Below are 23,807 nucleotides of genomic sequence, written 5' to 3'. Positions count from 1 at the left end.
ATAACCCGAGGTCGTGCGGGCCGCCGTCCCCAGAACGGTGGGGCTGCTCGACCTCTCAGTGAGGAGAGCAGTGGCAGGCAAGGCCCGCGTGCACGAGTTGGCAAAAGAACTCGGTGTCACGAGCAAGGAACTACTCGCAACGCTCAAGGAGCAGGGCGAGTTCGTGAAGTCGGCGTCCTCGACGGTGGAAGCTCCCGTCGCGCGCAGGCTGCGTGAGTCGTTCGCGGCGAAATCCGCCCCGTCCAACGGCAACAAGCCGGGTGCACGCCCCGGACCGTCCGGCCGTCCGGCCCCCAAGCCAGCGGGCGCAGGCCCGCGTCCCGGTCCCCGTCCTCCGGCGCCCACTCCGGCGCCCACCGCGCAGGAGACCGCCGCTCCCGCCGCGCGCACCGGCGAATCGCCCGCCGTGAAGCCCGGCCCCGCCGCGCGTCCGGGACCGGCGCCCGCGCCCAAGCCCGCCGCAAGGGAAACGGTCACCCCGCAGGCCGCCGCGGCTTCCGGCGCGAGCGCGAGTTCCGCGCCCGCCCCGGCCGGTCCGCGTCCGACTCCTGGCGGTCCGCGTCCCGGACAGCAGCAGCGTCCCGGCGCCCCCGCCCCGGGCGGTCAGCGCCCGGGTGGCGCGGCGCCCGGCCCGCGTCCGGGGCCGAAGACCCCGCGCGTCGGTAACAACCCGTACTCGTCGGCTCCCGAGCGTCCCGCGCCGCGTCCGGCCCCCGGTCAGGGTGGTCCGCGTCCCGGTCCTTCGCAGGGTGGCCCGCGTCCCGGCCCGGCCCAGGGCGGCCCGCGTCCGGGTCCGTCGCAGGGTGGTCCGCGTCCCGGCCCGGCCCAGGGTGGCCCGCGTCCGACGCCGGGCCCCGGTGGGCCGCGTCCCGGCGGTCCGCGGCCGAGCCCCGGCTCGATGCCGCCTCGTCCCAATCCCGGCGCGATGCCGTCGCGTGCGGCGCGTCCCGGCGGCGCGGGCGGCCCCGGCGCGGGTCGTCCCGGTCGTCCCGGCGGCGCCGGTGCCGGTCGTCCCGGTGGCGGTGGCGGTGGCGGCTACCGCGGCGGTGGCGGCGGCGCTCCCGGAGCGGGCGCGGGTGCGCCCGGCGCCGGTGGTGCGGCCGGTGGCTTCCGCGGTCGTCCCGGTGGCGGCGGTGGCGGCGGCCGTCCGGGTGGTCCCGGTGGCCGCGGTGGTGCGGCCGGCGCGTTCGGCCGTCCCGGTGGCGCGCCACGGCGTGGCCGCAAGTCCAAGCGGCAGAAGCGGCAAGAGTACGACTCGATGCAGGCGCCCGCCGTCGGCGGCGTGCGGCTGCCGCGCGGCAACGGCGAGATCATCCGGCTCGCCCGCGGCGCGTCGCTGTCGGACTTCGCGGAGAAGATCGACGCGAACCCGGCCGCGCTGGTGCAGGCCCTGTTCAACCTCGGCGAGATGGTCACCGCGACCCAGTCGGTGAACGACGAGACCCTCGAGCTGCTCGGCAGCGAGATGAACTACGTCGTGCACGTGGTCAGCCCCGAGGACGAGGACCGCGAGCTGCTGGAGTCGTTCGACCTCACCTACGGCGAGGACGAAGGCGGCGAGGAAGACCTCGAACAGCGTCCGCCGGTGGTGACCGTCATGGGTCACGTCGACCACGGTAAGACCCGCTTGCTGGACACCATCCGCAAGGCGAACGTCCGCGAGGGCGAGGCGGGTGGCATCACCCAGCACATCGGCGCCTACCAGGTGCTCACCCACCTCGGCGACGAGGACCGGCTGATCACCTTCATCGACACCCCTGGTCACGAGGCGTTCACCGCCATGCGTGCCCGCGGTGCGAAGGCCACCGACATCGCGATCCTGGTGGTCGCCGCCGACGACGGCGTCATGCCGCAGACGGTGGAGGCGATCAACCACGCGCAGGCGGCCGACGTGCCGATCGTCGTGGCGGTCAACAAGATCGACAAGGAGGGCGCGAACCCGCAGAAGGTTCGTCAGCAGCTCACCGAGTACGGCTTGGTCGCCGAGGAATACGGCGGCGACACCATGTTCGTCGACATCTCCGCCAGGCAGAACATCAACATCGACGCGCTGCTCGAGGCGGTCCTGCTGACCGCGGACGCGGCGCTGGACCTGCGTGCCAACCCGGACATGGACGCGCAGGGCGTGGCCATCGAGGCGCACCTCGACCGCGGCCGCGGCCCGGTGGCGACCGTGCTCATCCAGCGCGGCACCCTGCGGGTCGGCGACTCGATCGTGGCGGGAGACGCCTACGGCCGGGTGCGCCGGATGGTGGACGAGCACGGCGAGGACGTCGAGGCGGCGTTGCCGTCGCGGCCGGTCCAGGTCATCGGCTTCACGTCGGTGCCGGGCGCCGGTGACAACCTGCTCGTGGTCGACGAAGACCGGATCGCGCGGCAGATCGCCGACCGGCGCAACGCGCGCAAGCGCAACGCGCTGGCCGCACGCAGCCGCAAGCGGATCAGCCTGGAAGATCTGGATGCCGCGCTGAAGGAGACCAGCGAGCTGAACCTGATCCTCAAGGGCGACAACTCCGGTACGGTCGAAGCCCTCGAAGAGGCGCTGCTCGGGATCCAGGTGGGCGACGAGGTGCGTCTGCGGGTGATCGACCGTGGCGTCGGTGGCGTCACCGAGACCAACGTCAACCTGGCGTCGGCCTCGAACGCGATCATCATCGGCTTCAACGTCCGCGCCGAGGGCAAGGCCACCGAGCTGGCCAACCGCGAGGGCGTCGACATCCGGTACTACTCGGTGATCTACCAGGCCATCGACGAGATCGAGAAGGCCCTCAAGGGCATGCTCAAGCCGATCTACGAAGAGGTCGAGCTGGGTCGCGCCGAGATCAGGGCGATCTTCCGTTCGTCGAAGGTCGGCAACATCGCCGGTTGCATGGTCACGTCGGGTTCGGTCAAGCGCAACGCCAAGGCGCGCCTGCTCCGGGACAACGTGGTGGTCGCCGAGACGATGACGATCTCGTCGCTGCGCCGGGAGAAGGACGACGTCACCGAGGTCCGCGAGGGCTTCGAGTGCGGTATGACGGTCACCTACTCCGACATCAAGGAAGGCGACATCATCGAGGCCTACGAGCTGCGCGAGAAGCCGCGCGACTGATAGACCGAGACGAGACCGGACGCCGCGCGATGAGCGCGGCGTCCGGCCGGTCTTCCTGAACTGGGGAGGGTAAGGGTGTACCTGGGTGCACTGGAGTTCGACCTGCTGCTGGGTGATGTGCATTCACTGAAACAGAAGCGCTCGGTGATCCGGCCGATTCTGGCCGAATTACAGCGTTTCGGTGTGAGTGCGGCCGAAGGCGGGGAACACGATCTATACCGTCGCTCGCTGCTGGGCGTGGCCATGGTCAGTGCGGGCATGGATCACCTGACCGAGGTGCTGGACAAATGTGAACGGCACGTCGCGGCCCGTCCGGAGTTACAGTTGCTGGCGGTGCGCCGCCGAATCTTCGGGCCCGAGGACTGACGCGGCGTAGCGACGGAGCTCGGGTGGCGGCACCGGGCCACGCGACGACCGCCACCGAACAGAGTTGATAGTGAGGAGGAAACGGCCATGGTGGACCAAGCCAGGGCACGCCGACTCGCCAAGCGGATCTCCTCGATCGTCGCGACCGCGATCGAATACGAGGTGAAGGACCCGCGGCTGCGTTTCGTGACCATCACCGACGCCAAGGTCACCGGCGATCTCAGGGAGGCGACGGTGTACTACACCGTGATGGGTGAAACCCTCGACGCCGAACCGGATTACGAAGGCGCGGCGGCCGGACTGGAGAAGGCCAAGGGTGTTCTGCGCTCGAAAGTGGGTGCGGGAACGGGGGTGAAGTTCACCCCCACGCTGGCATTCGTACTGGACACCGTGCCCGACGCGGCACGGCAGATGGAGGAACTGCTCGCCAGGGCGCGGGCCGCGGACGACGAGGTCGCCAAGGTGGCGGCCACCGCCAGGCACGCGGGCGACGCCGACCCCTACAAGGTCGAACGCGACGCCGACGAGTGACATGCGGTAGTCGATGACGACGATGCGGGAAACGGCCGGCTTGGACACGGCCGTGGCGGCGCTGGACGCCGCGCGCTCGGTGACCATCGTCTGCCATGTGCAGCCCGATGCGGACACCATAGGAAGTGGTCTGGCGCTGGCGTTGGTGCTGCATCGGCGCGGCGTCGCGGTGCAGGTGTCCTTCGCCGAGCCCGCGGAGCTGCCCATGTCGATGCGATCGTTGCCTGGCGTGCGGCACCTGGTGGCCCCGGCCGAGGTGCGCGCCGAGGTCGACCTGCTCATCGCGGTCGATTGCGGCAGTGCGGGGCGGCTGGGGGCGCTGGCCGATCGATTGCCCGGTGCCGCAACGACATTGGTGATCGATCACCATCGGTCGAACACGTGCTTCGGAGCGATCAATGTGGTCGATCCCGCCGCGGAGTCCACCACGAGCCTGATCGCCCGGTTGCTCGACGCGTGGGGTGTGCCGATCGATGCGGACGTGGCGCATTGCCTGTACGCCGGTCTGGTCACCGACACGGGTTCGTTCCGGTGGGTGCGGCCGGGCACGCACGAACTGGCGGAGCGGCTGCTTGCCACCGGCATCGATGGTGCGCACATCGCCCGCACGTTGATGGACACGCACCCGTTCGGATGGCTGCCCATGCTCTCCCGCGTGCTCGGGACGGCGCAGCTCGTCCCGGAGGCGCGCGGCGGCGTGGGGTTGGTGTACGCGTTCGTGCGGCGCGACGACATCGATGACGTGCGATCGGAGGAAATCGAGAGCGTCATCGATATCGTGCGCACGACCGCCGAAGCCGGAATCGCCGCGGTGTTCAAGCAATCGCGTGTGGTGCCGGATCGGTGGACGGTGTCGCTGCGCTCGCGCGACAGCGGAGCCTCCGCGGGTGACGGGGTGGACGTCGCCGAGGTCGCCACATCACTGGGCGGCGGCGGGCACCGCTTCGCCGCCGGCTACACCGCGCACGGCGCGCCCGAGGACTTGATCGGCGCGCTGCTGACCGCGCTCGGATAACCGTATGTCTCGACCTGGCGCATCCGTGTTCGTCGGTGAGCCGTGTCGAGGTCGGAACGACGGTGGTCTCGGAAGGAGCGACGTGCGGGGAAGGTGTTCGTGAGCGCGCAGAGTCCCGGCGACGCGGATATCGGCGACCCGGCCCTGCCAGCGAGCGAACCGGCGCCCGTCGACCGGGCTGCCGCTGCCGGTCCCGGGCGCATTCTCGGCCTCGCGTTGCCCACCCTCGGCGTGCTGGTCGCCGAACCGATCTACCTGTTGTTCGATCTGGCCGTGGTCGGCAGGCTCGGCGCGCTCGCGCTGGCCGGTCTCGCCGTCGGCGGGTTGATCCTGGCGCAGACCAGTTCGCAGCTGACCTTCCTGTCCTACGGCACCACCGCGCGCTCGGCGCGTCGCCACGGCGCGGGCGACCACCGCGGAGCCGTCGCCGAGGGCGTACAGGCGACGTGGATCGCGGTGGCCGTCGGCCTCGCGATCCTGCTGCTGGTCCAAGCGTTCGCCGTGCCGGTGACCAGCGCCATCGCCGGCGGCGGGGACATCGCTCAGCAGGCGCTGGACTGGGTGCGGATCGCGCTGTTCGGCGTGCCGCTGATCCTGATCTCCATGGCGGGCAACGGGTGGCTGCGCGGCGTTCAGGAGACGCGCAGGCCGCTGGTCTACGTCGTCGCCGGACTCGCCGCGTCGGCGATCCTCTGCCCGGTGCTGGTGCACGGAGTGCTGGGCGCACCGCATCTCGGCCTGCCCGGCTCCGCCGTGGCGAACGTGGCGGGTCAGATCGTCACCGCGGTCCTGTTCCTGCGCGCGCTGCTGCGCGAGGGCGTTTCCCTCGCCCCGCACTGGTCGGTGATGCGCGCGCAGCTCGTACTCGGGCGCGACCTGATCGTCCGCAGCTTCGCCTTCCAGGCCTGCTTCGTCTCGGCGGCGGCGGTCGCCGCGCGTTTCGGCGCCGCGTCGGTAGCGGCCCACCAGTTGGTGCTGCAACTGTGGAACTTCCTGGCGCTCGCGCTGGACGCGCTGGCCATCGCCGCGCAGACGCTCACCGGTGCGGCGCTCGGCGCGGGCGATGCCACCGGCGCCCGCGCCATCGCCCGGCGCGTCACCCGCTGGTCGGAGATCTTCAGCCTCGGGCTGGCCGCCTGCTTCGCGGCGGGGGCGGTGGCGATGCCCGCGCTGTTCACCGACGATCCGGACGTGCTCGAGCGCGCGCATGTGGTGTGGTGGTTCTTCGTCGCGCTCATCCCCGTGGCCGGCATCGTGTTCGCGCTCGACGGCGTGCTGCTCGGGGCGGGCGACGCGGCGTATCTGCGCACCACCACGCTCGGTGCGGCGCTGCTCGGTTTCCTGCCCGCCATCTGGCTGTCGCTGATCTTCGACTGGGGCGTCGCCGGAATCTGGTCCGGCCTCGCCGCGTTCATGCTGTTGCGGCTGGTCGCCGTCGCGGGCCGGGCGCTGTCGGGCCGGTGGGCCCTGGTCGGCGCCGAGTTGCCGAGGTGACCGACACCCGGCTCGGCCGGTGCGTGCGAATCCGAATCGATGTGCCAAGGTAGGTGTGGTGATACCCAAGTTGATGGCGGTGAGCGACATTCATGTCGGGCACCAGGGGAATCGGCCGGTCGTCGAGCAGATCAAGGCGGACTCGCCGGAGGACTGGCTCATCGTGGCCGGCGACGTGGGGGAGAAGACCGAGGACATCCGCTGGGCGCTGCAACTGCTGCGCGGCCGGTTCGCCAAGGTGATCTGGGTGCCGGGCAATCACGAGCTGTGGACGACGGCGAAGGACCCGGTGCAGATGGTCGGCGCGGCGCGCTACGACTACCTGGTGTCGATGTGCCGCGACCTGGACGTGCTGACGCCGGAGGACCCCTTTCCGGTGTGGCAGGGCGCGGGCGCCGAGGAGCACGGCGGAGCGGTCACGCTGGTGCCGATGTTCCTGCTGTACGACTACTCGTTCCTGCCGGAGGGAGCCACCACCAAGGCGGAGGGCCTGGCGATCGCCCGCGAGCGCAACGTGGTGGCCACCGACGAATTCCTGCTCTCGCCGGATCCGTACCTGACCAGGGACGCCTGGTGTCACGCCAGGGTGCAGGCGACCAAGCGCAAGCTCGACGCGCTCGCTCCCGGCACACCGGTCGTCCTGATCAACCACTTCCCGCTGGTGCGGCAGCCGACCGACGTGCTGTTCTACCCGGAGTTCGCGCTGTGGTGCGGCACCGAGCTGACCGCGGACTGGCACACCCGCTACAACGTGGTCTGTTCGGTCTACGGTCACCTGCACATCCCGCGGACCTCGCACTACGACGGCGTCCGGTTCGAGGAGGTGTCGCTGGGCTACCCGCGCGAATGGCAGCGCCGCGGCCTGCCCGAGCGATTGCTGCGCCAGATCCTGCCCGCCCCGGAGTACCCGCCGGGCACGCTGAACAAGTGGGGCGGGCATTTCCAGGTGACCCCCGAGATGGAGGCCGCAGCCGCGGAGATGCGCAGCAAGGCGCAGCAGCGGCGCGGGCTGGCGTAGTCCGGGGGCACATGGCGCTGCGATCCGATCCCGCGCGGCTCGACTACGCTCGTCGGTGATGATCGAGAACATTCTGCCCGCGGGTGTGGCCTCGGCCGAGTTGCTGGCGTACCCGGAGGATCTGCGACCGCATCCGGCGGAGGAGCATCTCATCGCCAAGTCGGTGGAGAAGCGGCGCCGTGATTTCATCGGCGCGCGGCATTGCGCCCGGCTGGCGCTCACGCAGCTCGGCGAACAGCCGGTCGCGATCGGCAAGGGCGAACGCGGCGCTCCGGTGTGGCCGCGCGGAATCGTCGGCAGCCTGACCCACTGCGACGGCTATCAGGCCGCCGCGCTCGGCCACAAGCTGAGGTTCCGTTCCATCGGCATCGACGCCGAGCCGCACGCCACGCTGCCCGACGGCGTACTGGACTCGGTCAGCCTGCCGCCGGAGCGGGATTGGCTGAAGACCACCGATTCCGGACTGCACCTGGACCGGCTGCTGTTCTGCGCCAAAGAGGCCACCTACAAGGCGTGGTTCCCGCTGACGCTGCGCTGGCTCGGCTTCGAGGACGCGCACATCACCTTCGACATCGAGGACAGCTCCGCCGATTCCGGGCGCGGCAGCTTCCACACCGAACTGCTGGTGCCGGGGCAGACCACCGACGGCGGCACGCCGCTGCTGTCGTTCGACGGCCGTTGGCTGATCACCGACGGGTACATCCTGACCGCGATCGCGCACGTCTGATGGACGGACTCGGCGGGCTGCTCGTCATCGACAAGGCCGGTGGCTGGACCAGCCACGACGTCGTCGCGAAATGCCGCAAACTGCTGCGCACCAAGAAGATCGGTCACGCGGGCACGCTCGACCCGATGGCGACCGGCGTGCTCGTGCTCGGCGTGGAGCGCGCGACCAAACTCCTCGGCCTGCTCACCCTGACCACCAAGGCGTACACCGCGACCATCCGGCTCGGGCAGGCGACCAACACCGACGACGCCGAGGGCGAAGTGCTGGCCACGACTCCGGCCGGCCACCTCGCCGACGACGAGATCGCCGCGCGCACAACGGAACTGACCGGCGACATCGAGCAGGTGCCCGCCACGGTGAGCGCGATCAAGGTCGACGGCGAACGCGCCTATGCCCGCCACCGTGCCGGCAAGGACGTGCAGCTGGCCGCCCGCCCGGTCACGGTGTCGCGCTTCGACGTGCTCGCCCGGCGCGACGTCGGCGATTTCGTCGACCTGGAGGTGGTGGTCGAGTGCTCCTCGGGCACCTACGTGCGGGCGCTCGCCCGTGACCTCGGCGCCGCGCTCGGCGTCGGCGGCCACCTGACCGCGTTGCGCCGCACGAGAGTCGGCCCCTTCACGCTCGAGCGCGCCCGTACCCTGGACGACTTGGCCGCCGCCGCCGAGTCCGGCACGCCGCAGCTGAGCCTCGATATCGACGCCGCGGTGCGAACGGCGTTCCCGCGCCGCGACATCGATGCGAAGCAGGCCGACGACCTGCGCAACGGACGTTGGCTCGCCCCGGCCGGAATCCCCGGCGTCTACGCCGCCATCGATCCGGAAGAACGCGCTATCGCCCTGCTGCGTGAGTCGGGCAATCGCGCGTCCTCGGTGATGGTCGTCCGCCCTGCCAATCTCTGATCCAGCGGGCGATAATGGCGGACCACCTTGCGCCGAGGAGTGAATGCCGATGATGCGAGTCGTCGCGACGATCGTCGCGGTCCTGGTCGGTGGCGCGGCGCTGGTCGGCAATGCCGGCGAGGCGCGCGCAGCCACGCAGGCATCGGTGCTGGAAGGCCGCGGGCGGATACTGGTGACCCTGCCCGACTCCGACGATGTGCGGGTGCTCGATGTGGAAGTGTGGATCGATGGCCGGAACGTGAGCTGTGACGGCAATCCGTGCAAGGTCGCACAGGGACACGCCTACTCGTTGGCCTACGACCTCCCCGCGGGGGCACATCGAATCGAGATCCGGCCGCCCGGTGAACCGGACTTGCTCGACCAAGTCGTGGCTGTGCGGCCCCCTGACCACTTGCTCGACACTTTGCAATGCCTGCACCTGCCCGTGCCGCAGGACCCTGGCCTCGTCTGCTGATATCGCGAAGGCTCCGGCGCGCCGGGCCGAACAAGCTTCCGAATCGGGGAACGACCGGTTCGGCGCCGGCCAGCTGTAGCCCCGCCCAGACCGTCACCTGGTTGGCCGTCAGCACCGGATTGCCCGAAGTAGCCTCCAGGTCCGGCAGCACCGTCATGATGTGCCTCGCGGTGTCGGAACGAGCAGCGCCTGCGCGCCGGGATGGTCGTTGTCCGCCGCCAGCCGCAGCGCCTGGGCCGGGGTGAGGAGGCCGGGCCTCGGCGTGGAAGGCGTCGCAATTCCAGCGCACCGCGCGTGCCAGCCGCGGCGCAGGTCTGCGGCGCTTGTTCGTCCAGCAGACGTGCGTGGCCGGAGATGGCGGCCTTGGTGAGGGTGAGGGTGATGTTGCGGCGCCACGCGGCCCTGCTTCCTGATCGGGCCGCCGGGTGGGCAGACAGCGGTGGATGCGCGCTACAGCTCGGCGAGCACCTCCGACCAGATCGCCAGAGCGTCCTCGATCTGCGTGTCGGTCACGATCAGCGGCGGAATCATCCGCACGACGTTCATGTGCGCGCCGCAGGTCAGCAGGAGCAGGCCCTTGTCCACCGCGGCGCGCTGAGCGGCCGCGGCGGTGGCGGTGCCGGGCTCGCCGGTGGCCGTGGTGAACTCGGCGCCCACGAGCAGTCCGAGGCCGCGGACATCGCCGATCGCCTTGGTGGCGCAGGCGCGCAGACCGCGCAGCAGTTGCTCCCCGCGGGCAGCCGCGTTGTCCACCAGCCCCTCGGATTCGATGACGTCCAGCGTGGCGATCGCCGCCGCGCACGCCACCGCGTTACCGCCGTAGGTGCCGCCCTGCGAGCCCGGCCACGCCCGCGCCATCAGTTCGCGCGGCGCCGCGATGCCCGACAGCGGGAACCCGCTGGCCAGACCCTTCGCGATGGTGATGACATCGGGCCGGACGCCGAAGTGCTGATGCCCGAAGAACTTTCCGGTGCGACCGAAGCCGGTCTGGATCTCGTCGAAGACCAGCAGGATGCCGTGCCGGTCCGCGCGTTCGCGCAGCCCTTGGAAGAACTCGGCGTTGCCGGGCACGTAACCGCCCTCACCGAGCATCGGCTCCACGATGAACGCGGCGGTCTCGGCGGGCGAGGTGAGCGTGGCGAACAGGTAGTCCAGTTCGCGCAGCGCGAAGACGGTCGCTTCGCGCTCGCTCCAGCCGTAGCGGTAGGCGGTGGGGAAAGGCGCGACGTGCACGCCCGGCATGAGCGGGCCGAACCCGGCGGAGAAACGGGTACCGGAGGTCGTCATGGTCGCGGCCGCCAGGGTGCGGCCGTGGAAACCGCCGTGGAAGACGACGACATTCGGCCGCCCCGTGGCCTGGCGCGCCAGGCGCAGCGCGGCCTCGACCGCCTCACTGCCGGAGTTCGCGAAGAACAGCGTGTCCAGTCCTTCCGGAAGCACGACGCCGAGCCGCTCGGTCAGCTCCAGCAGCGGCCGGTGCAGCACCGTCGTGTACTGGCCGTGGATCAGCGAGGCCACCTGCGCTTGGGCGGCGGCGACCACCCTCGGGTGGCAGTGGCCGGTGCTGGTCACGCCGATGCCCGCGGTGAAGTCCAGATAGCGGCGGCCGTCGGTGCCGTAGAGGTAGCACCCCTCGCCGTGGTCGACGATCACCGGCGTGGCTTGTTTCAGGATGGGCGAGAGCTCCGTCATGGTGAATCGCCTCCCGGTACGGGTGCGGATGTCTATTGCCGGATTGTCAACTCTATGCATAACCTGCGGCAGGGTCGCGGCGATTGCCGGATGCGGCGTGCGGCCAGACGCCTACGCCGTGGGCTGGCCGCCCGCAAGCGCAATCGACCGAGACGAGCGCCGCACGGCGGACACGGGGCCTGCCGTATGTTCTGCCCGGCCGCGTCGCCGCTCGGGGGCAGCGGAGACGCCTGTGCGGCCGGTACGGAGGCGACCGGTCAGGCGGTGAGCCAGATGGCGTCGGCGGCGGGGCGGCCGAGGTCGGTCGGTGACTCGGTGGCGCCGATGCGGATGGCGATGGTGCCCGCGAAGTCGCGCCGTTCGACGACCGTGATGGCGGTGTCCAAGGCGATGCCGACGGAGTCGAAGTAGCGCAGCATGTCGGGGTCGGCGTCGGAGATGCGCGCGACCCGGCCGGATTCACCGGCGCGGAAGTCGCTGAGCTGGCGCGCGGGCGGGGTGGGCACCGCGCCGTCCACCGAGGGGATCGGGTCGCCGTGCGGATCGCGATCGGGGTATCCGAGTTTGGCGTCGATGCGGGCCATCAGCAACTCGGAGACCGCGTGCTCGAGCACCTCGGCCTCGTCGTGCACCTCGTCCCAGCCGTAGCCGAGTTCGTTCACCAGGAAGGTCTCGATGAGCCGATGCCTGCGCACCATCGCGACGGCGGCCCTGCGGCCCTCCGGCGTGAGGGCGATCGCGCCGTAGCGAGCGTGCTCGACCAATCCCTGGTCGGCGAGTTTGCGGACGGCTTCGGACACGGTCGAGGCCGAGACGCCGATCCGTTCGGCGAGCAATTTGGTGGTCACCTTCTCCTGAGACCACTCCTGCGCGGTCCAGATGACCTTCAGGTAGTCCTGCGCGACCGAGGACAGCACAGGCGCGATCGTCGCGGTACCGCCGTGCGCATCGCCCGGCGCCGGGGCGTCGGCCAACTCGCGTCGAGTGGCGATATCTCGTTTACCTGGCACACAACCGAGCTTAGGCACTGGCGTCGCGATACACACATCCTCGGCCTGCCGTGCTCTGATCGACAACGAATCGCTATTCGCCGTTCACCGCCGAGAAGTGGGCGGATGGATGCCGGGAGCGCGCGCAGCCGAGCGCGGTCGCGTCGTCATCCGGCCGGATGACGGACAGCCGTATGCCCCTGATGCGGCTCGGACCTCCGCGTCGGCTCACGGCGGCGGAACCGTTGTGTGAGATCAGCACGCCCGAATACTGTTCGGCACCTGATTTGCGTAGGCTGCGCACTGTGCAGAGATGGCGAAGTCTCGACGAGGTGCCCGCGGACTGGGGGCGCTGTGTCCTCACGATCGGTGTGTTCGACGGTGTGCACCGCGGCCACGCGCAGTTGATCAGCCGGGCCGTGAAGTCCGCCGCCGCGCGCGGCGTGCCCGCGGTGCTGATGACGTTCGATCCGCACCCGATGGAAGTGGTCCGCCCGGGCTCACATCCCGCGCAGTTGACCACCCTCACCCGTCGCGCCGAGCTGGCCGAGGAACTGGGCGTCGACGTGTTCTGCGTCATGCCCTTCACCCAGGAGTTCATGAAGCTGACTCCGGCGCGCTATGTCCACGATCTGCTGGTGGAGCGGCTGCACGTGGTGGAGGTGGTGGTCGGCGACAACTTCACCTTCGGCAAGAAGGCCGCGGGCACCGTCGAGACCATGCGCGAACTCGGCAGGCGATTCGGCTTCGAGGTCGACGGAGTGAGCCTGCTCGCCGAACACGCCGTGACCTTCTCCTCCACCTACATCCGCGCGTGCGTGGACGCGGGGGACATGGCGGCCGCGGCCGAGGCGCTCGGGCGCCCGCACCGCGTGGAAGGCGTCGTCGTGCACGGCGACGGCCGCGGCAAGCAGCTCGGTTTCCCCACCGCCAACGTCGCGCCGCCGATGCACGCCGCGATCCCGGCCGACGGCGTGTACGCCGGATGGTTCACCGTGCTCGGCCCCGGCCCCACCATCGGCACCGTCACCCCCGGCGAGCGGGCCATGGCCGCCGTCTCGGTGGGCACCAACCCGACCTTCTCCGGACGCGCCCGCACCGTGGAGGCGTACGTGCTCGACGGCGAGGCCGATCTGTACGGTCAGCACGTCGCGGTGGACTTCGTCGAGCACATCCGCGGCCAGCGCAAGTTCGAGTCGGTGGACGAGCTCATCGAGTGCATGGGCCGCGACGTGGAGACCGCGCGCAAAATCCTCACCGCCGCCGACGCCCGCTGAACGGTCAGGACTTCATGAACTCGAGCAGGTCCTCGTTGAGCTGCTCGGCGTGCGTGACGTACAGGCCGTGCCCCGCGGTCGGGTATTCCTTGTAGACGCAGTTCGGGATGAGTTTCGCGGTGTGCCTGCTGCTGGCGTCGATCGGGATGGACTGATCAGGGACCCCGTGTACGACCAGGGCGGGAATCGACAGATTCCGCAGCGTCTCGCGGTGATCGGACGGGAAGGTCGACTCCCAGACCGCGATGGTGGCCCACGGCGAAGCGGACAGGCAGCGGCGGGTCTCGTGCTCGATCAGCGCGGGAGAGACGTCGTTGCCCAGGTGGGTGGCGAAGTATCCCTGCGCCCGGTCGGCGAACCACTTGGGCCGGTCGGTGCGCCACTGCGCGACCGACGCCCGGCTCAGCTCCTCCGGAAGGCCCTCGGGATTGTCCTCGGTCTGCCGCAGGAACGGCAGCGTCGTGGCCAGCAGCGCGATGCGCGCGACCCGCGCGGTGCCGTGCCTGGCCAGATAGCGCGCTACTTCCGCACCGCCCGCGGAGTGGGCGACCAAGGTGAGTTCGCGCAGATCCAGCCGTTCGATCAGCTCGGCCACGTCATCGGCGCGGGTGTCCAAGTCGTATCCGGTCGACGGGCGGTCCGAACGGCCGTGCCCGCGCCGGTCCAGCAGCACACAGCGGTAACCCTGTTCGACGAAGAAGGGGACTTGGTACTCCCACATCTCCGCGTGCAGCGACCACCCGGCCAGGAACACGATCGGCGCTCCGGTGCCGTAGTCCTCGTAGGCCAGGCGGGTGCCGTCGGTCGTCTCCAGGTAAGGCATCGTCGTCTCCTCGTATTCGGCGGTACGACAAGAAGATTCGCAGCCGAAATGCGGCGAGTCGATTACCCGTGAGGTAATGCCGTTGCTTCCCTGCGCGCCGGAACCGGAACCGGAACCGGCTCGGCGGGCCCGCGATTTCGGCGGACCGCTCCCGGTCCGGTAGGGTGTTCCCTCGGGTTTGCTGCGGTCCGCGGTGGCGCCCACACCCGGGTGACCGGAGATTCGAGCGCGGAACTGAGAAACAGGAGTGGATGCCCCATGGCACTGACCACCGAGCAGAAATCGGCGATCCTCGCCGAGTACGGCCTGCACGAGAAGGACACCGGCTCGCCGGAGGCGCAGATCGCGCTGCTGTCCAAGCGCATCGCCGACATCACCGAGCACCTGAAGAAGCACAAGCACGACCACCACACCCGCCACGGACTGATGGCGCTGATCGGTCGTCGCAAGCGGCTGTCGAAGTACCTGCAGGACAAGGACATCAACCGCTACCGTTCGCTGATCGAGCGGCTCGGGCTCAGGCGGTAATTTTTTCCAGCGCCTGCGGCGCTGGGTGTTCGCGGCCCCTTTGTGGCTCGCGTCCGAGCGACCGCTGCTGGCGACTTCGTCGCGGACGCAGCGGTCGCTCGGACGCGAGCCGGGCCGCGAACGGCGGATGCTCGGTCTCGCTTCGCTCGAAAGACATGGTCGAGGTGGGCTGGGCGCGCTTTGTTGTGATGGCGCTATCGGGTGTATGCCTGGCGTAGCGGGGTCGCGGTGGCTGACCGTGTACGCCGCTGGACCGAGCGCCAGAAGATTCGAGGCGGCTGCCGCGGTGTCGCCGGGTGCGGACGCCTTGTGCCCGCGCACCATGACCGATTTGTGCACGCTGTCGTAGCGGGGTCGCGGTGGTCGGGGCTGGTCGTTCGGTGAGGCCGCGTTGTCCGGGGTGTTCCGGAACTATCCGTTCGGTCGAGCCGTGTAGTCCGGGGTTTGTGCGGGAACTGCTCGTCGGCGGGGCCGCGACTTCCGTTTGTTCACTGTCCGGCCCGCATCGATTGGTAGTTGGTCGACAGGGAGGTCTGCCCTGGACGTTCGGGTCGCCGCCGGTGGCCGTCGCTCGTGACGATTCCGGTCTGCCGGACCGATGTGCTTCTGCTGATCGTCACGGCGGATTCGCCGTGGATTGCGGTTTCACATGGACTCGACGTGCGCTAGGTGGTCGTTCCGGCGCCTGCCGCGTCAAGTAATCGGCGATATCTTGGTTCGGCCGTGAGTTGCGCGGTTTGCGGCCTTGGTGCGCCTGCGGACGGAGTGGTAGGTGGCCGCTCGACACGGGGGTGTCCGAGGCGGTCGCTGGTTCGGCCAATGGGGAGACGTACAATCGCACCGTTGGCTATATGTGGACAGGGGAGCGGATCGCCCCCGTCGCACGACAACATTGCACAGCCGTATGCACCCGTCGCGTGGCGTCGGTCTTCGGTAGTGGCCTATCGGCAGCGAGTTGCGCCGTCGGGCTTCGATCGATGACCGCCTCCGCGTCGCCGTATCCAAGGGGATTCGGCCGGGTGTGCGCGTCGCAGCCAGGAGGGTTGCCGCGCGTCCGTACCCGGTACGGCTGACGACAGCCGGATCGCGCCACCGTGCGCTCGAGCCGGCGAAGACGAGAGGTTGAGAAAGAAGAAATGACCGAAACAACCGAACGCAAGAGCTCTGCCGTCGAGGTCGAGCCGGGCGTGTTCGAATCCGTCGCGCTGATCGACAACGGCAGCTACGGCACCCGCACCATCCGGTTCGAGACCGGACGCCTCGCCCGGCAGGCCGCCGGTTCGGTCGTCGCCTACCTGGACGACGAGACCATGCTGCTGTCGGCCACCACCGCGGGCAAGCAGCCCAAGGACCAGTTCGACTTCTTCCCGCTGACGGTGGACGTCGAGGAGCGGATGTACGCCGCGGGCCGCATCCCCGGTTCGTTCTTCCGCCGCGAGGGCCGCCCCTCCACCGACGCCATCCTGACCTGCCGCCTGATCGACCGTCCGCTGCGTCCGTCGTTCGTCGACGGCCTGCGCAACGAGATCCAGGTCGTGGTCACCGTGCTGAGCCTGGACCCGAAGGACCTCTACGACGTGGTGGCGATCAACGCCGCGTCCGCGTCCACCCAGTTCGCGGGCCTGCCGTTCTCCGGCCCGGTCGGCGGCGTTCGCGTCGCGCTGATCGAGGGCCAGTGGGTGGCCTTCCCGACCACCGAGCAGCTCGAGGGCGCGGTCTTCGACATGGTCGTCGCCGGCCGCGTGGTCGACTCCGGGGACGTCGCGATCATGATGGTCGAGGCGGAGGCCACCGAGAACGTCATCGCGCTGGTCGACGGCGGCGCGCAGGCGCCGACCGAGGCCGTGGTCGCGGAAGGGCTCGAGGCCGCCAAGCCGTTCATCGCTCGCCTGTGCCGCGCGCAGCAGGACCTCGCGGAGCTGGCCGCCAAGCCCACCGAGGAGTTCCCGCTCTTCCCGCCGTACGGCCAGGACGTGTACGAGGCCGTCGAGGGCACCGCGAAGCGCGAGCTGAGCGAGGCGCTGAGCATCGCAGGCAAGCAGGAGCGCGAGGAGAAGATCGACCAGATCAAGCTCGCCGTGCTCGACCGCCTCGCCGACGACTACACCGGGCGGGAGAAGGAGCTGGGCGCGGCGTTCCGCTCCGTCACCAAGAAGCTGGTCCGCCAGCGCATCCTGTCCGACGGTTTCCGCATCGACGGCCGTGGGCTGGCCGACATCCGCGCGCTGTCCGCCGAGGTGGCCGTGGTGCCGCGGGCGCACGGCTCGGCGCTGTTCGAGCGGGGCGAGACCCAGATCCTGGGCGTCACCACCCTGGACATGGTGAAGATGGCCCAGCAGGTCGACTCGCTCGGCCCGGAGACCAGCAAGCGCTACATGCACCACTACAACTTCCCGCCGTTCTCCACCGGCGAGACCGGCCGCGTCGGGTCGCCCAAGCGCCGCGAGATCGGCCACGGCGCGCTGGCCGAGCGGGCGCTGATCCCGGTGCTGCCCAGCCAGGAGGAGTTCCCCTACGCCATCCGTCAGGTGTCGGAGGCGCTGGGTTCCAACGGCTCCACCTCGATGGGTTCGGTGTGCGCCTCCACCCTGTCGCTGCTGAACGCCGGTGTGCCGCTGAAGGCGCCGGTGGCCGGTATCGCGATGGGCCTGGTGTCGGACACCGTCACCAACGATCAGGGTGAGGAAGAGGTCCGCTACGTCGCGCTGACCGACATCCTCGGCGCCGAGGACGCCTTCGGCGACATGGACTTCAAGGTCGCGGGCACCCGCGAGTTCGTCACGGCGTTGCAGCTGGACACCAAGCTCGACGGCATCCCGTCGCAGGTGCTGGCCGGTGCGCTCAGCCAGGCGCACGACGCGCGCACCACGATCCTGGACGTGATGGCCGAGGCCATCGCCACCCCGGACGAGATGAGCCCGTACGCGCCGCGCGTCACCGCGATCAAGATCCCGGTCGACAAGATCGGCGAGGTGATCGGCCCCAAGGGCAAGGTGATCAACCAGATCACCGAGGACACCGGCGCCAACATCTCCATCGAGGACGACGGCACCGTGTTCGTCGGCGCGACCGACGGCCCGTCCGCGCAGGCCGCGATCGACGCGATCAACGCCATCGCGAACCCGCAGCTGCCGAAGGTCGGCGAGCGCTTCCTCGGCACGGTCGTCAAGACCACCGCCTTCGGCGCGTTCGTCTCGCTGCTGCCGGGCCGCGACGGTCTGGTGCACATCTCCAAGCTGGGCAACGGCAAGCGCGTGGCCAAGGTCGAGGACGTGGTGAACGTCGGCGACAAGCTGCGGGTGGAGATCGCCGACATCGACAACCGGGGCAAGATCTCGCTCGTGCCGGTCGAGGAGAACGCCGAGGAGCCCGGCGACGACGCGGCCGATGCGGGTTCGGCCGGGACCGAGTAGTACTTGTCTCTGTGACGAAGAAGAAGACGACAACCCCTCTGCTCAGCACCGGGCAGGGGGGTTCGTCACTCGAGCTGCGGGCGGACTCGGACAGCGGCGTGCGGCGCACCGTACTGCCCGGTGGGTTGCGCGTGGTCACCGAGCATCTGCCCGGAGTGCGTTCGGCGTCCGTCGGCGTGTGGGTGGGTGTCGGGTCGCGCGATGAAGGCCCCACCGTCGCGGGGGCCGCGCACTTCCTGGAGCACTTGCTGTTCAAGGCGACGCCGACGCGGTCGGCCCTCGACATCGCCGAGGCGATGGACGCGGTCGGCGGCGAACTCAACGCGTTCACCGCGAAGGAGCAGACCTGCTACTACGCGCACGTCATCGACGACGACCTGCCCTTGGCGGTCGACATGGTTTCCGACGTCGTGCTCAACGGTTTGTGCCGGGCGTCGGACGTGGACGTGGAGCGGCAGGTGGTGCTCGAGGAGATCGCGATGCGCGACGACGACCCCGAGGACCTGGTCGGCGATTCCTTCCTGGCCGCGCTGTTCGGCGATCATCCGATCGGGCGTCCGGTGATCGGCTCGATCGAATCCATCGAGGGCATGCGGGCCGCGCAGCTGCGGTCGTTCCACCTGCGGCGCTACCGGCCGGACCGGATGGTGGTCGCGGTCGCGGGCAACGTGGAGCACGACCACACCGTGGAATTGGTGCATCGCGCCTTCGAGAACCGGCTCGATCCGGCGGCCACGCCCGCCCCGCGGCGCGAGGGCCGGTTCCGCCCCCACGGCGACCCCCGGCTGCACTGGAGCCACCGCGACAGCGAACAGGCGCATCTCGTGTTCGGCGTGCGCGCCTTCGGGCGGCACGAAGGCGACCGGCGCTGGCCGCTGTCGGTGCTGAACACCGTGGTCGGCGGCGGCCTGAGTTCCCGGCTGTTCCAGCGCATCCGGGAGGAGCGCGGGCTGGCCTACTCGGTGTATTCCAGCGTCGACACCTTCGCAGACACCGGCGCGTTCTCGGTGTACATCGGCTGTCAGCCGGAGAATCTCGGGCAGGTGGCGGCGCTGGCGCGCGGCGTCCTGGAGGAAGTCGCCGCCGACGGCATCAGCGACGCCGAGTGCGCCCGCGCCAAGGGCTCGTTGCGCGGTGGGCTGGTGCTCGGCCTGGAGGACTCCGCCTCGCGCATGAACCGGCTGGGGCGCAGCGAACTCAGTTACGGCAACCATCGCACTGTGTCGGAGACCTTGGCGCGCATCGACGCCGTCACGACCGAGGAAGTGTCGGCCGTCGCGCGCACATTGCTGGCGCGGCCGTTCGCCGCGTCGGTCGCCGGACCGTACAAGCGCACCCGTGACCTGCCCGCCGCCGTCCGGCGGCTGGTGCCGAGCTGATCCGAGCGCGGGCGGTGTCGCGGCTTGGCGGAGCGTCCGCCGCCGCGATACTGTTTCGGCCGCCCGGCCGTCGGTCTTCGCCGGAGGGCGTTGAACGCGATTGTCCGGGTGCCGGATCCGGCGATCTCTGGCAAGGAGTCGAGATGAACCGAACGAGTCGTGCCCTTCGCCTGCTGGGCGCGGTGGCGCTGCCCGTCCTCGTGCTGGCCGGGTGCGGCGGGACGGACGCGGACGCAGGCAAGCCGGGCGAGCCGACCGAGGCGGCGCTGCGCGCGGACGCCAGGAAGATGAACGACGCGCTGGCCGATCACGACTACGCCGCCGCGTATCAGTTCCGTTCCGCGCGTTGCAGGCTCACGCTCAACGAGGACGACTTCGCGGCATCCATGGCGCAGCTCTACGACGGCAGGGACCTGAAGTCGAAGCCGTCGGAGATCACCGTCACCGTCTCCGGATCGACCGGGACGGTCACGGTCAAGAATTTCGACACTCGCGCGTCCGAGGACGACACGAAGCCCAAGACCTGGACCTTCGTCGACGGGCAGTGGCGCTTCGACGCCTGCTGACCGGGGGAGCTGCCCGACCGGGTCGCTGCCGGACGGGCAGTGGCGCTTCGACGCCTGTCGACCAGGGACCCGCTCGGCCGATCATTACCGGGCGCGAGCGGCCTTCGATACCTGTCGACCAAACCCGCTCGGCCGGGGTCAATCCCGGCAGGCGCGGTTGGCGGCCGCGACGATCGTCGCAACCAGCCCGGGCAGGGCGGACTCCAGATCGTCGGCGCGCAGACGCTGGCAGGTCTGGCCGTCGATGGTCAGCCGCTCGATCACGCCCGCCTCGCGCAAAATCTTGAAATGGTGGGTGGCGGTCGACTTGTTGATCACCTCGTAGAGCGCGCCGCAGCGCACCGCCGTTCCCGCGTTGCTGAGCCTGCGCACCATCTCCAAGCGCACCGGGTCCTGCAGGGCGCTGAGCACCACGGGCAGCGCGGCGACCGGGGGCGCCTGCTGGTCCGCGTCTCGGACATCGGCCATGATCTGGCTCACTCTCGGGTTTGATGATTGTCGTACCGGATGTATCGTCGAATGCTGTTCGATCATCATCAAACTTACCCGATCGGAGTTCCGATGGCAGCGACGATGGCGGTGGCCGTCGAGGAGCAGACCGCGCAGCGCTGGGCCTACGCCCTGGTGCTGGCGGCCAGCGGTGTGGCGCTGGGGGTTTCGGGCGTTCCCGCGCCGCTCTACGGCATCTATCAGAAGCAATGGCATCTGTCCCCGCTCACCACGACCATCGTGTTCGCGGTGTACGCGGTGGCCGCCCTCGGGGCGGTGCTGGTGTCGGGACGGATCTCCGACGTGGTCGGCCGGAAACCGGTGCTGCTCGGCGCCTTCGCCACCATGGTCGCAGGCTTGCTGGTGTTCGTCCTCGCCGACAGTGTGCCCATGCTGCTGCTGGCCCGGGCGTTGCACGGCGTCGCGGTCGGCTCGACCGTGGTCGCGGGCGCGGCCGCGCTGCTGGATCTTCGTCCGCACCGCGGCGCGCGGTCCGGCCAGCTCAGCGGTGTCGCGTTCAACGTGGGCATGGCGGTGGCGATCCTCGGCTCGGCGCTGCTCGCGCAGTACGCGCCGCATCCGCTGCGCACGCCGTACGTGGTGATCACCGTCGTCTGCCTCGCGATCGGCGCCGGCGTGCTCGCCCTGCGCGAACCGCATTCGGCCCGGGTGGCCGGACGCATCCGGATCGCGAAACCCGCCGTGCCGCCGGAGATCCGGGCCGATTTCTGGTTCTCTGCCATCGGCGTGATGGCGGCCTGGTCGGTGCTGGGCGTGCTGCTGTCGCTGTACCCCTCGCTGGCCACCCAGCAGACCGGCATCCACAATCTGGTCTTCGGCGGGGCCGTCGTCGCCTCGACCGCGCTCTCCGGCGCCACCGCGCAATTGTTCGCGACCGGAGTGCCCGCCCGGCGCGCGGCCATTCTCGGCGACACCGGCATGGCGCTGTCGCTGGTGCTGACGGTGCCCGCGCTGGCCACGCACAACTGGGTGGCGGTGCTCGCCGCGGGCGTCGCGCTCGGCGCGACCTTCGGTCTCGGTTTCGGCGGATCGCTGCGCCACCTGTCGGAGGTCGTGCCGCAACACAAGCGCGGCGAGACCATGTCGGCGTACTACTTGCTCGCCTACTCGGCCATGGCGCTGCCCACCATCCTCGCCGGGTGGGCGGCCACCACCTGGGGGCTTAGCGCCGTGTTCCCGTGGTTCGTCGGTGTCGTGGCCGTCGCCTGCCTGATCGCGGCCGGTCTCGGCCTGCGCGGCGACCGGCGGGCGGCCGGGCGGGTATGAGCGGTGATTGGCTTTTTGCCACGCGTGTCCGCTAATGTTCTGTGTCGCATCGCGGTCACCGCGATGCGCATGCGGATGTAGCGCAGCTGGTAGCGCATCACCTTGCCAAGGTGAGGGTCGCGGGTTCGAATCCCGTCATCCGCTCCACGAAATCATCCGGCCGCCGCGCCGGTCGCGCCGAGGCGCCTGCTCCGACAAGCGTTTCCAGGTCACCCCCGTTACACCCCTCGACTTTCTCCGTGAACTTCTTCTGGGGCGATCGAGCGCGGATTCCGTCGCTCGGAGGTGCAGTGCCGGGCCGTGGTCAGCGGTGCTCGAGTAGGTCATCGATATCGCGGCGGACGTCCGCGGTCCGCACGCCCGCGACGAACGACACGTCGTGCGGGCAGCGGGGCAGTTCTTCGTCGGTGCAGTCGCGGTGGCAGACCGGGCAGGCCGTGGTCCACGACATCAGCACGCGATCACGGGCCCGACCGAGCGGCCCGGCGTTGATCACATTGCCGATCCAGAAGATGCCGACGGTCGGGGTACCGAACGCCCTGGCCAGATGACGGGGACCGCTGTCGTTGCCGACGAAGATCGCGCTGCGGGCCAGGACGCCGCACAGCGCGGGTAGCGGCGCGCCGACCAATGCGCGGACCTGCCGGATCCCCGCGCCGGGTGATCGCGCGCCGATGCGCGAGCGGAGGTCGGCCACGAGGTCGCGGTCGGACTGTGAGCCCAGGATCACGACCGCCAGGTCCCGGTCCAGGCAGTGGGCGGCGATCTCGGCGAAGCGATCCGGCGGCCAGCGACGGCGCGGATCTCTGGCCCCGGGATGAATGGCGGCGATCGGCCCGCGCAGACCGCGTAGGGCCTGGTCGGCGGCGGACCGATCCGACGGCGTCGACTCGAGGCGGGGTTCGAGCAGCACGGGCGCCGCGCCGGCCAGACCGACCACCTCGAGCGCGCGCAAGGTCTCGTGCTGGTAGTAGCGGAACGGCAGCATGCGGGACAGGGGAGCCGCCCCCGCGGCGCGGGAACCCACCGTCCACCGTGGCCGCAGGCTGGTGAGGAACGGATTCGACCACGCGCCCCCGCCGTGCAGCTGCACACCCAGATCGATTCGCCCCAGCTGTCGATCGACCTCGCCGCATGCCCTGCCCTGCTCGGCGACGACCACCACCTCGTGCACAGGGCCCGGCCGGTCGCGCAGGAGTTCCGCGTGCTCAGCCGACCCGAGCAGGACGATGCGGGCGCCGGGATACGTCGCCGCCAGCGCGTGGATCGCGGGAAGGGCGAACAGCAGATCGCCGAGACCGCCGCCGCGCAGTACCGCGATGCGCCGCACATCGGGAAAGACCTCGCCGAGCGGGCCGAGCGCCGGACCAGAAGCGAGTTCCGCGCCGGCCATCGCGCCGCTCGCCTGTGCCATGCGACCTCCTGCGGGGACGAGCCGACGGCCCGGAACGAATGCCGTCGTTCTACCCGGGAGCCGACGGCACAAACCGCGCCCCGTCCAGGATCGGATGTTTCGGCACGGTCGGTCCGGGCATGTCCGCACGTGCGGGCTTCGCCGCGAGGCCCGGATCGTTACTGCGTTCGATCCAATCGTCCTCGGCGAACGGAGCCAGCAGTGCAGATCGCCACGGTGTCCGTGCACGCGAGTCCGCTGGTCGAGCGCTGTGTGGCCGCCTGTGGCCGGAATCGTCACGCCGCCGCGTGGGCGGCTGCCAGGCCCCGGTGCGGGTACGACGGCCCGCGTCCCGGGCGACAAATACCGGCCGGCG

Annotated in this window: 20 protein-coding genes and 1 tRNA gene; 16 read left to right on the top strand and 5 right to left on the bottom strand. The window is 70.2% G+C overall.

From position 1 onward, the window contains the following. Positions 1-70 precede the first annotated feature (70 nt). From infB to ACH49X_RS04470, 9 genes are all read left to right on the top strand, one after another. Complete coding sequence (gene infB, locus ACH49X_RS04510; RefSeq protein WP_195078790.1) at positions 71-3,091, top strand: translation initiation factor IF-2; 3,021 nt, start codon at positions 71-73, stop codon at positions 3,089-3,091. Between the two features lie 75 nt (positions 3,092-3,166). After that, positions 3,167-3,457, top strand: a complete 291-nt coding sequence (locus ACH49X_RS04505; RefSeq protein ID WP_067810001.1) for a DUF503 domain-containing protein — start codon at positions 3,167-3,169, stop codon at positions 3,455-3,457. Positions 3,458-3,544: 87 nt separating this feature from the next. Further along, entirely contained in the window at positions 3,545-3,988 is a 444-nt protein-coding gene (gene rbfA / locus ACH49X_RS04500; RefSeq protein ID WP_195078791.1) for a 30S ribosome-binding factor RbfA, read from the top strand. Positions 3,989-4,001: 13 nt separating this feature from the next. Next, entirely contained in the window at positions 4,002-5,003 is a 1,002-nt protein-coding gene (locus ACH49X_RS04495) for a bifunctional oligoribonuclease/PAP phosphatase NrnA (RefSeq protein WP_195078792.1), read from the top strand. 144 nt (positions 5,004-5,147) lie between these two features. Further along, entirely contained in the window at positions 5,148-6,497 is a 1,350-nt protein-coding gene (locus ACH49X_RS04490) for an MATE family efflux transporter (RefSeq protein ID WP_397069165.1), read from the top strand. Positions 6,498-6,555: 58 nt separating this feature from the next. After that, positions 6,556-7,515: a metallophosphoesterase gene (locus ACH49X_RS04485; RefSeq protein WP_195078793.1), complete on the top strand. Its 960-nt coding sequence runs from the start codon at positions 6,556-6,558 to the stop codon at positions 7,513-7,515. Between the two features lie 58 nt (positions 7,516-7,573). After that, on the top strand, positions 7,574-8,242 hold the full coding sequence (gene npt / locus ACH49X_RS04480; protein ID WP_195078794.1) for a 4'-phosphopantetheinyl transferase Npt: 669 nt from the start codon (positions 7,574-7,576) through the stop codon (positions 8,240-8,242). Then, positions 8,242-9,141: a tRNA pseudouridine(55) synthase TruB gene (truB, locus tag ACH49X_RS04475; RefSeq protein WP_195078795.1), complete on the top strand. Its 900-nt coding sequence runs from the start codon at positions 8,242-8,244 to the stop codon at positions 9,139-9,141. Before npt ends, truB begins: the two co-directional genes overlap by 1 nt. A 43-nt stretch (positions 9,142-9,184) precedes the next feature. Further along, entirely contained in the window at positions 9,185-9,595 is a 411-nt protein-coding gene (locus tag ACH49X_RS04470) for a hypothetical protein (RefSeq protein WP_323124723.1), read from the top strand. Between the two features lie 450 nt (positions 9,596-10,045). Here the strand turns inward: ACH49X_RS04470 and ACH49X_RS04465 are convergent, their stop codons facing one another. Continuing rightward, entirely contained in the window at positions 10,046-11,287 is a 1,242-nt protein-coding gene (locus ACH49X_RS04465; RefSeq protein ID WP_357113092.1) for an aminotransferase class III-fold pyridoxal phosphate-dependent enzyme, read from the bottom strand. Between the two features lie 257 nt (positions 11,288-11,544). Continuing rightward, positions 11,545-12,213 (bottom strand): metal-dependent transcriptional regulator, encoded by a 669-nt coding sequence (locus ACH49X_RS04460; protein ID WP_195078950.1) that lies wholly within the window; start codon positions 12,211-12,213, stop codon positions 11,545-11,547. Between the two features lie 368 nt (positions 12,214-12,581). Here ACH49X_RS04460 and ACH49X_RS04455 point away from each other — a divergent pair, with 368 nt between their 5' ends. Continuing rightward, positions 12,582-13,553 (top strand): bifunctional riboflavin kinase/FAD synthetase, encoded by a 972-nt coding sequence (locus ACH49X_RS04455; RefSeq protein WP_195078798.1) that lies wholly within the window; start codon positions 12,582-12,584, stop codon positions 13,551-13,553. Between the two features lie 4 nt (positions 13,554-13,557). Here ACH49X_RS04455 and ACH49X_RS04450 read toward each other — a convergent pair whose 3' ends face one another. Further along, positions 13,558-14,376: an alpha/beta hydrolase gene (locus ACH49X_RS04450; protein ID WP_357113096.1), complete on the bottom strand. Its 819-nt coding sequence runs from the start codon at positions 14,374-14,376 to the stop codon at positions 13,558-13,560. A gap of 258 nt (positions 14,377-14,634) precedes the next feature. Between ACH49X_RS04450 and rpsO the strand changes: the two genes are divergently transcribed. The 4 genes from rpsO to ACH49X_RS04430 all read left to right on the top strand — a co-directional run bounded on the left by rpsO (position 14,635) and on the right by ACH49X_RS04430 (position 20,262). Further along, positions 14,635-14,904 (top strand): 30S ribosomal protein S15, encoded by a 270-nt coding sequence (rpsO, locus tag ACH49X_RS04445; protein WP_063021162.1) that lies wholly within the window; start codon positions 14,635-14,637, stop codon positions 14,902-14,904. A gap of 1,136 nt (positions 14,905-16,040) precedes the next feature. Further along, positions 16,041-18,317: a polyribonucleotide nucleotidyltransferase gene (locus tag ACH49X_RS04440; RefSeq protein ID WP_195078800.1), complete on the top strand. Its 2,277-nt coding sequence runs from the start codon at positions 16,041-16,043 to the stop codon at positions 18,315-18,317. 38 nt (positions 18,318-18,355) lie between these two features. Then, positions 18,356-19,696 carry a pitrilysin family protein gene (locus tag ACH49X_RS04435; RefSeq protein ID WP_195078951.1) on the top strand — a complete coding sequence of 447 codons (1,341 nt, stop codon included), beginning with the start codon at positions 18,356-18,358 and terminating at the stop codon, positions 19,694-19,696. Positions 19,697-19,839: 143 nt separating this feature from the next. Further along, positions 19,840-20,262, top strand: a complete 423-nt coding sequence (locus tag ACH49X_RS04430; RefSeq protein WP_357209331.1) for a hypothetical protein — start codon at positions 19,840-19,842, stop codon at positions 20,260-20,262. Between the two features lie 138 nt (positions 20,263-20,400). Here the strand turns inward: ACH49X_RS04430 and ACH49X_RS04425 are convergent, their stop codons facing one another. Beyond that, positions 20,401-20,730, bottom strand: coding sequence for a helix-turn-helix transcriptional regulator (locus tag ACH49X_RS04425; protein WP_195078802.1), 330 nt, complete (start codon positions 20,728-20,730; stop codon positions 20,401-20,403). Positions 20,731-20,823: 93 nt separating this feature from the next. Here ACH49X_RS04425 and ACH49X_RS04420 point away from each other — a divergent pair, with 93 nt between their 5' ends. Together ACH49X_RS04420 and ACH49X_RS04415 are read left to right on the top strand one after the other, a co-directional pair. After that, the gene (locus ACH49X_RS04420; RefSeq protein ID WP_357209332.1) at positions 20,824-22,038 is read left to right on the top strand and encodes an MFS transporter; all 1,215 of its coding nucleotides are present in this window, start codon (positions 20,824-20,826) and stop codon (positions 22,036-22,038) included. A 71-nt stretch (positions 22,039-22,109) separates the two neighbouring features. Beyond that, a tRNA-Gly gene (locus tag ACH49X_RS04415) sits at positions 22,110-22,185 on the top strand. Between the two features lie 157 nt (positions 22,186-22,342). Here ACH49X_RS04415 and ACH49X_RS04410 read toward each other — a convergent pair. Beyond that, on the bottom strand, positions 22,343-23,452 hold the full coding sequence (locus ACH49X_RS04410) for a glycosyltransferase family 9 protein (protein WP_323124725.1): 1,110 nt from the start codon (positions 23,450-23,452) through the stop codon (positions 22,343-22,345). Between the last annotated feature and the right edge of the window lie 355 nt (positions 23,453-23,807).

The organism is Nocardia sp. NPDC019323, assembly GCF_044389845.1.
GTDB classification, from domain to species: Bacteria; Actinomycetota; Actinomycetes; order Mycobacteriales; family Mycobacteriaceae; genus Nocardia; species Nocardia implantans.
Note: the sequence above shows the minus strand (reverse complement) of the source record. Positions and strands in the feature narration are given on the sequence as shown.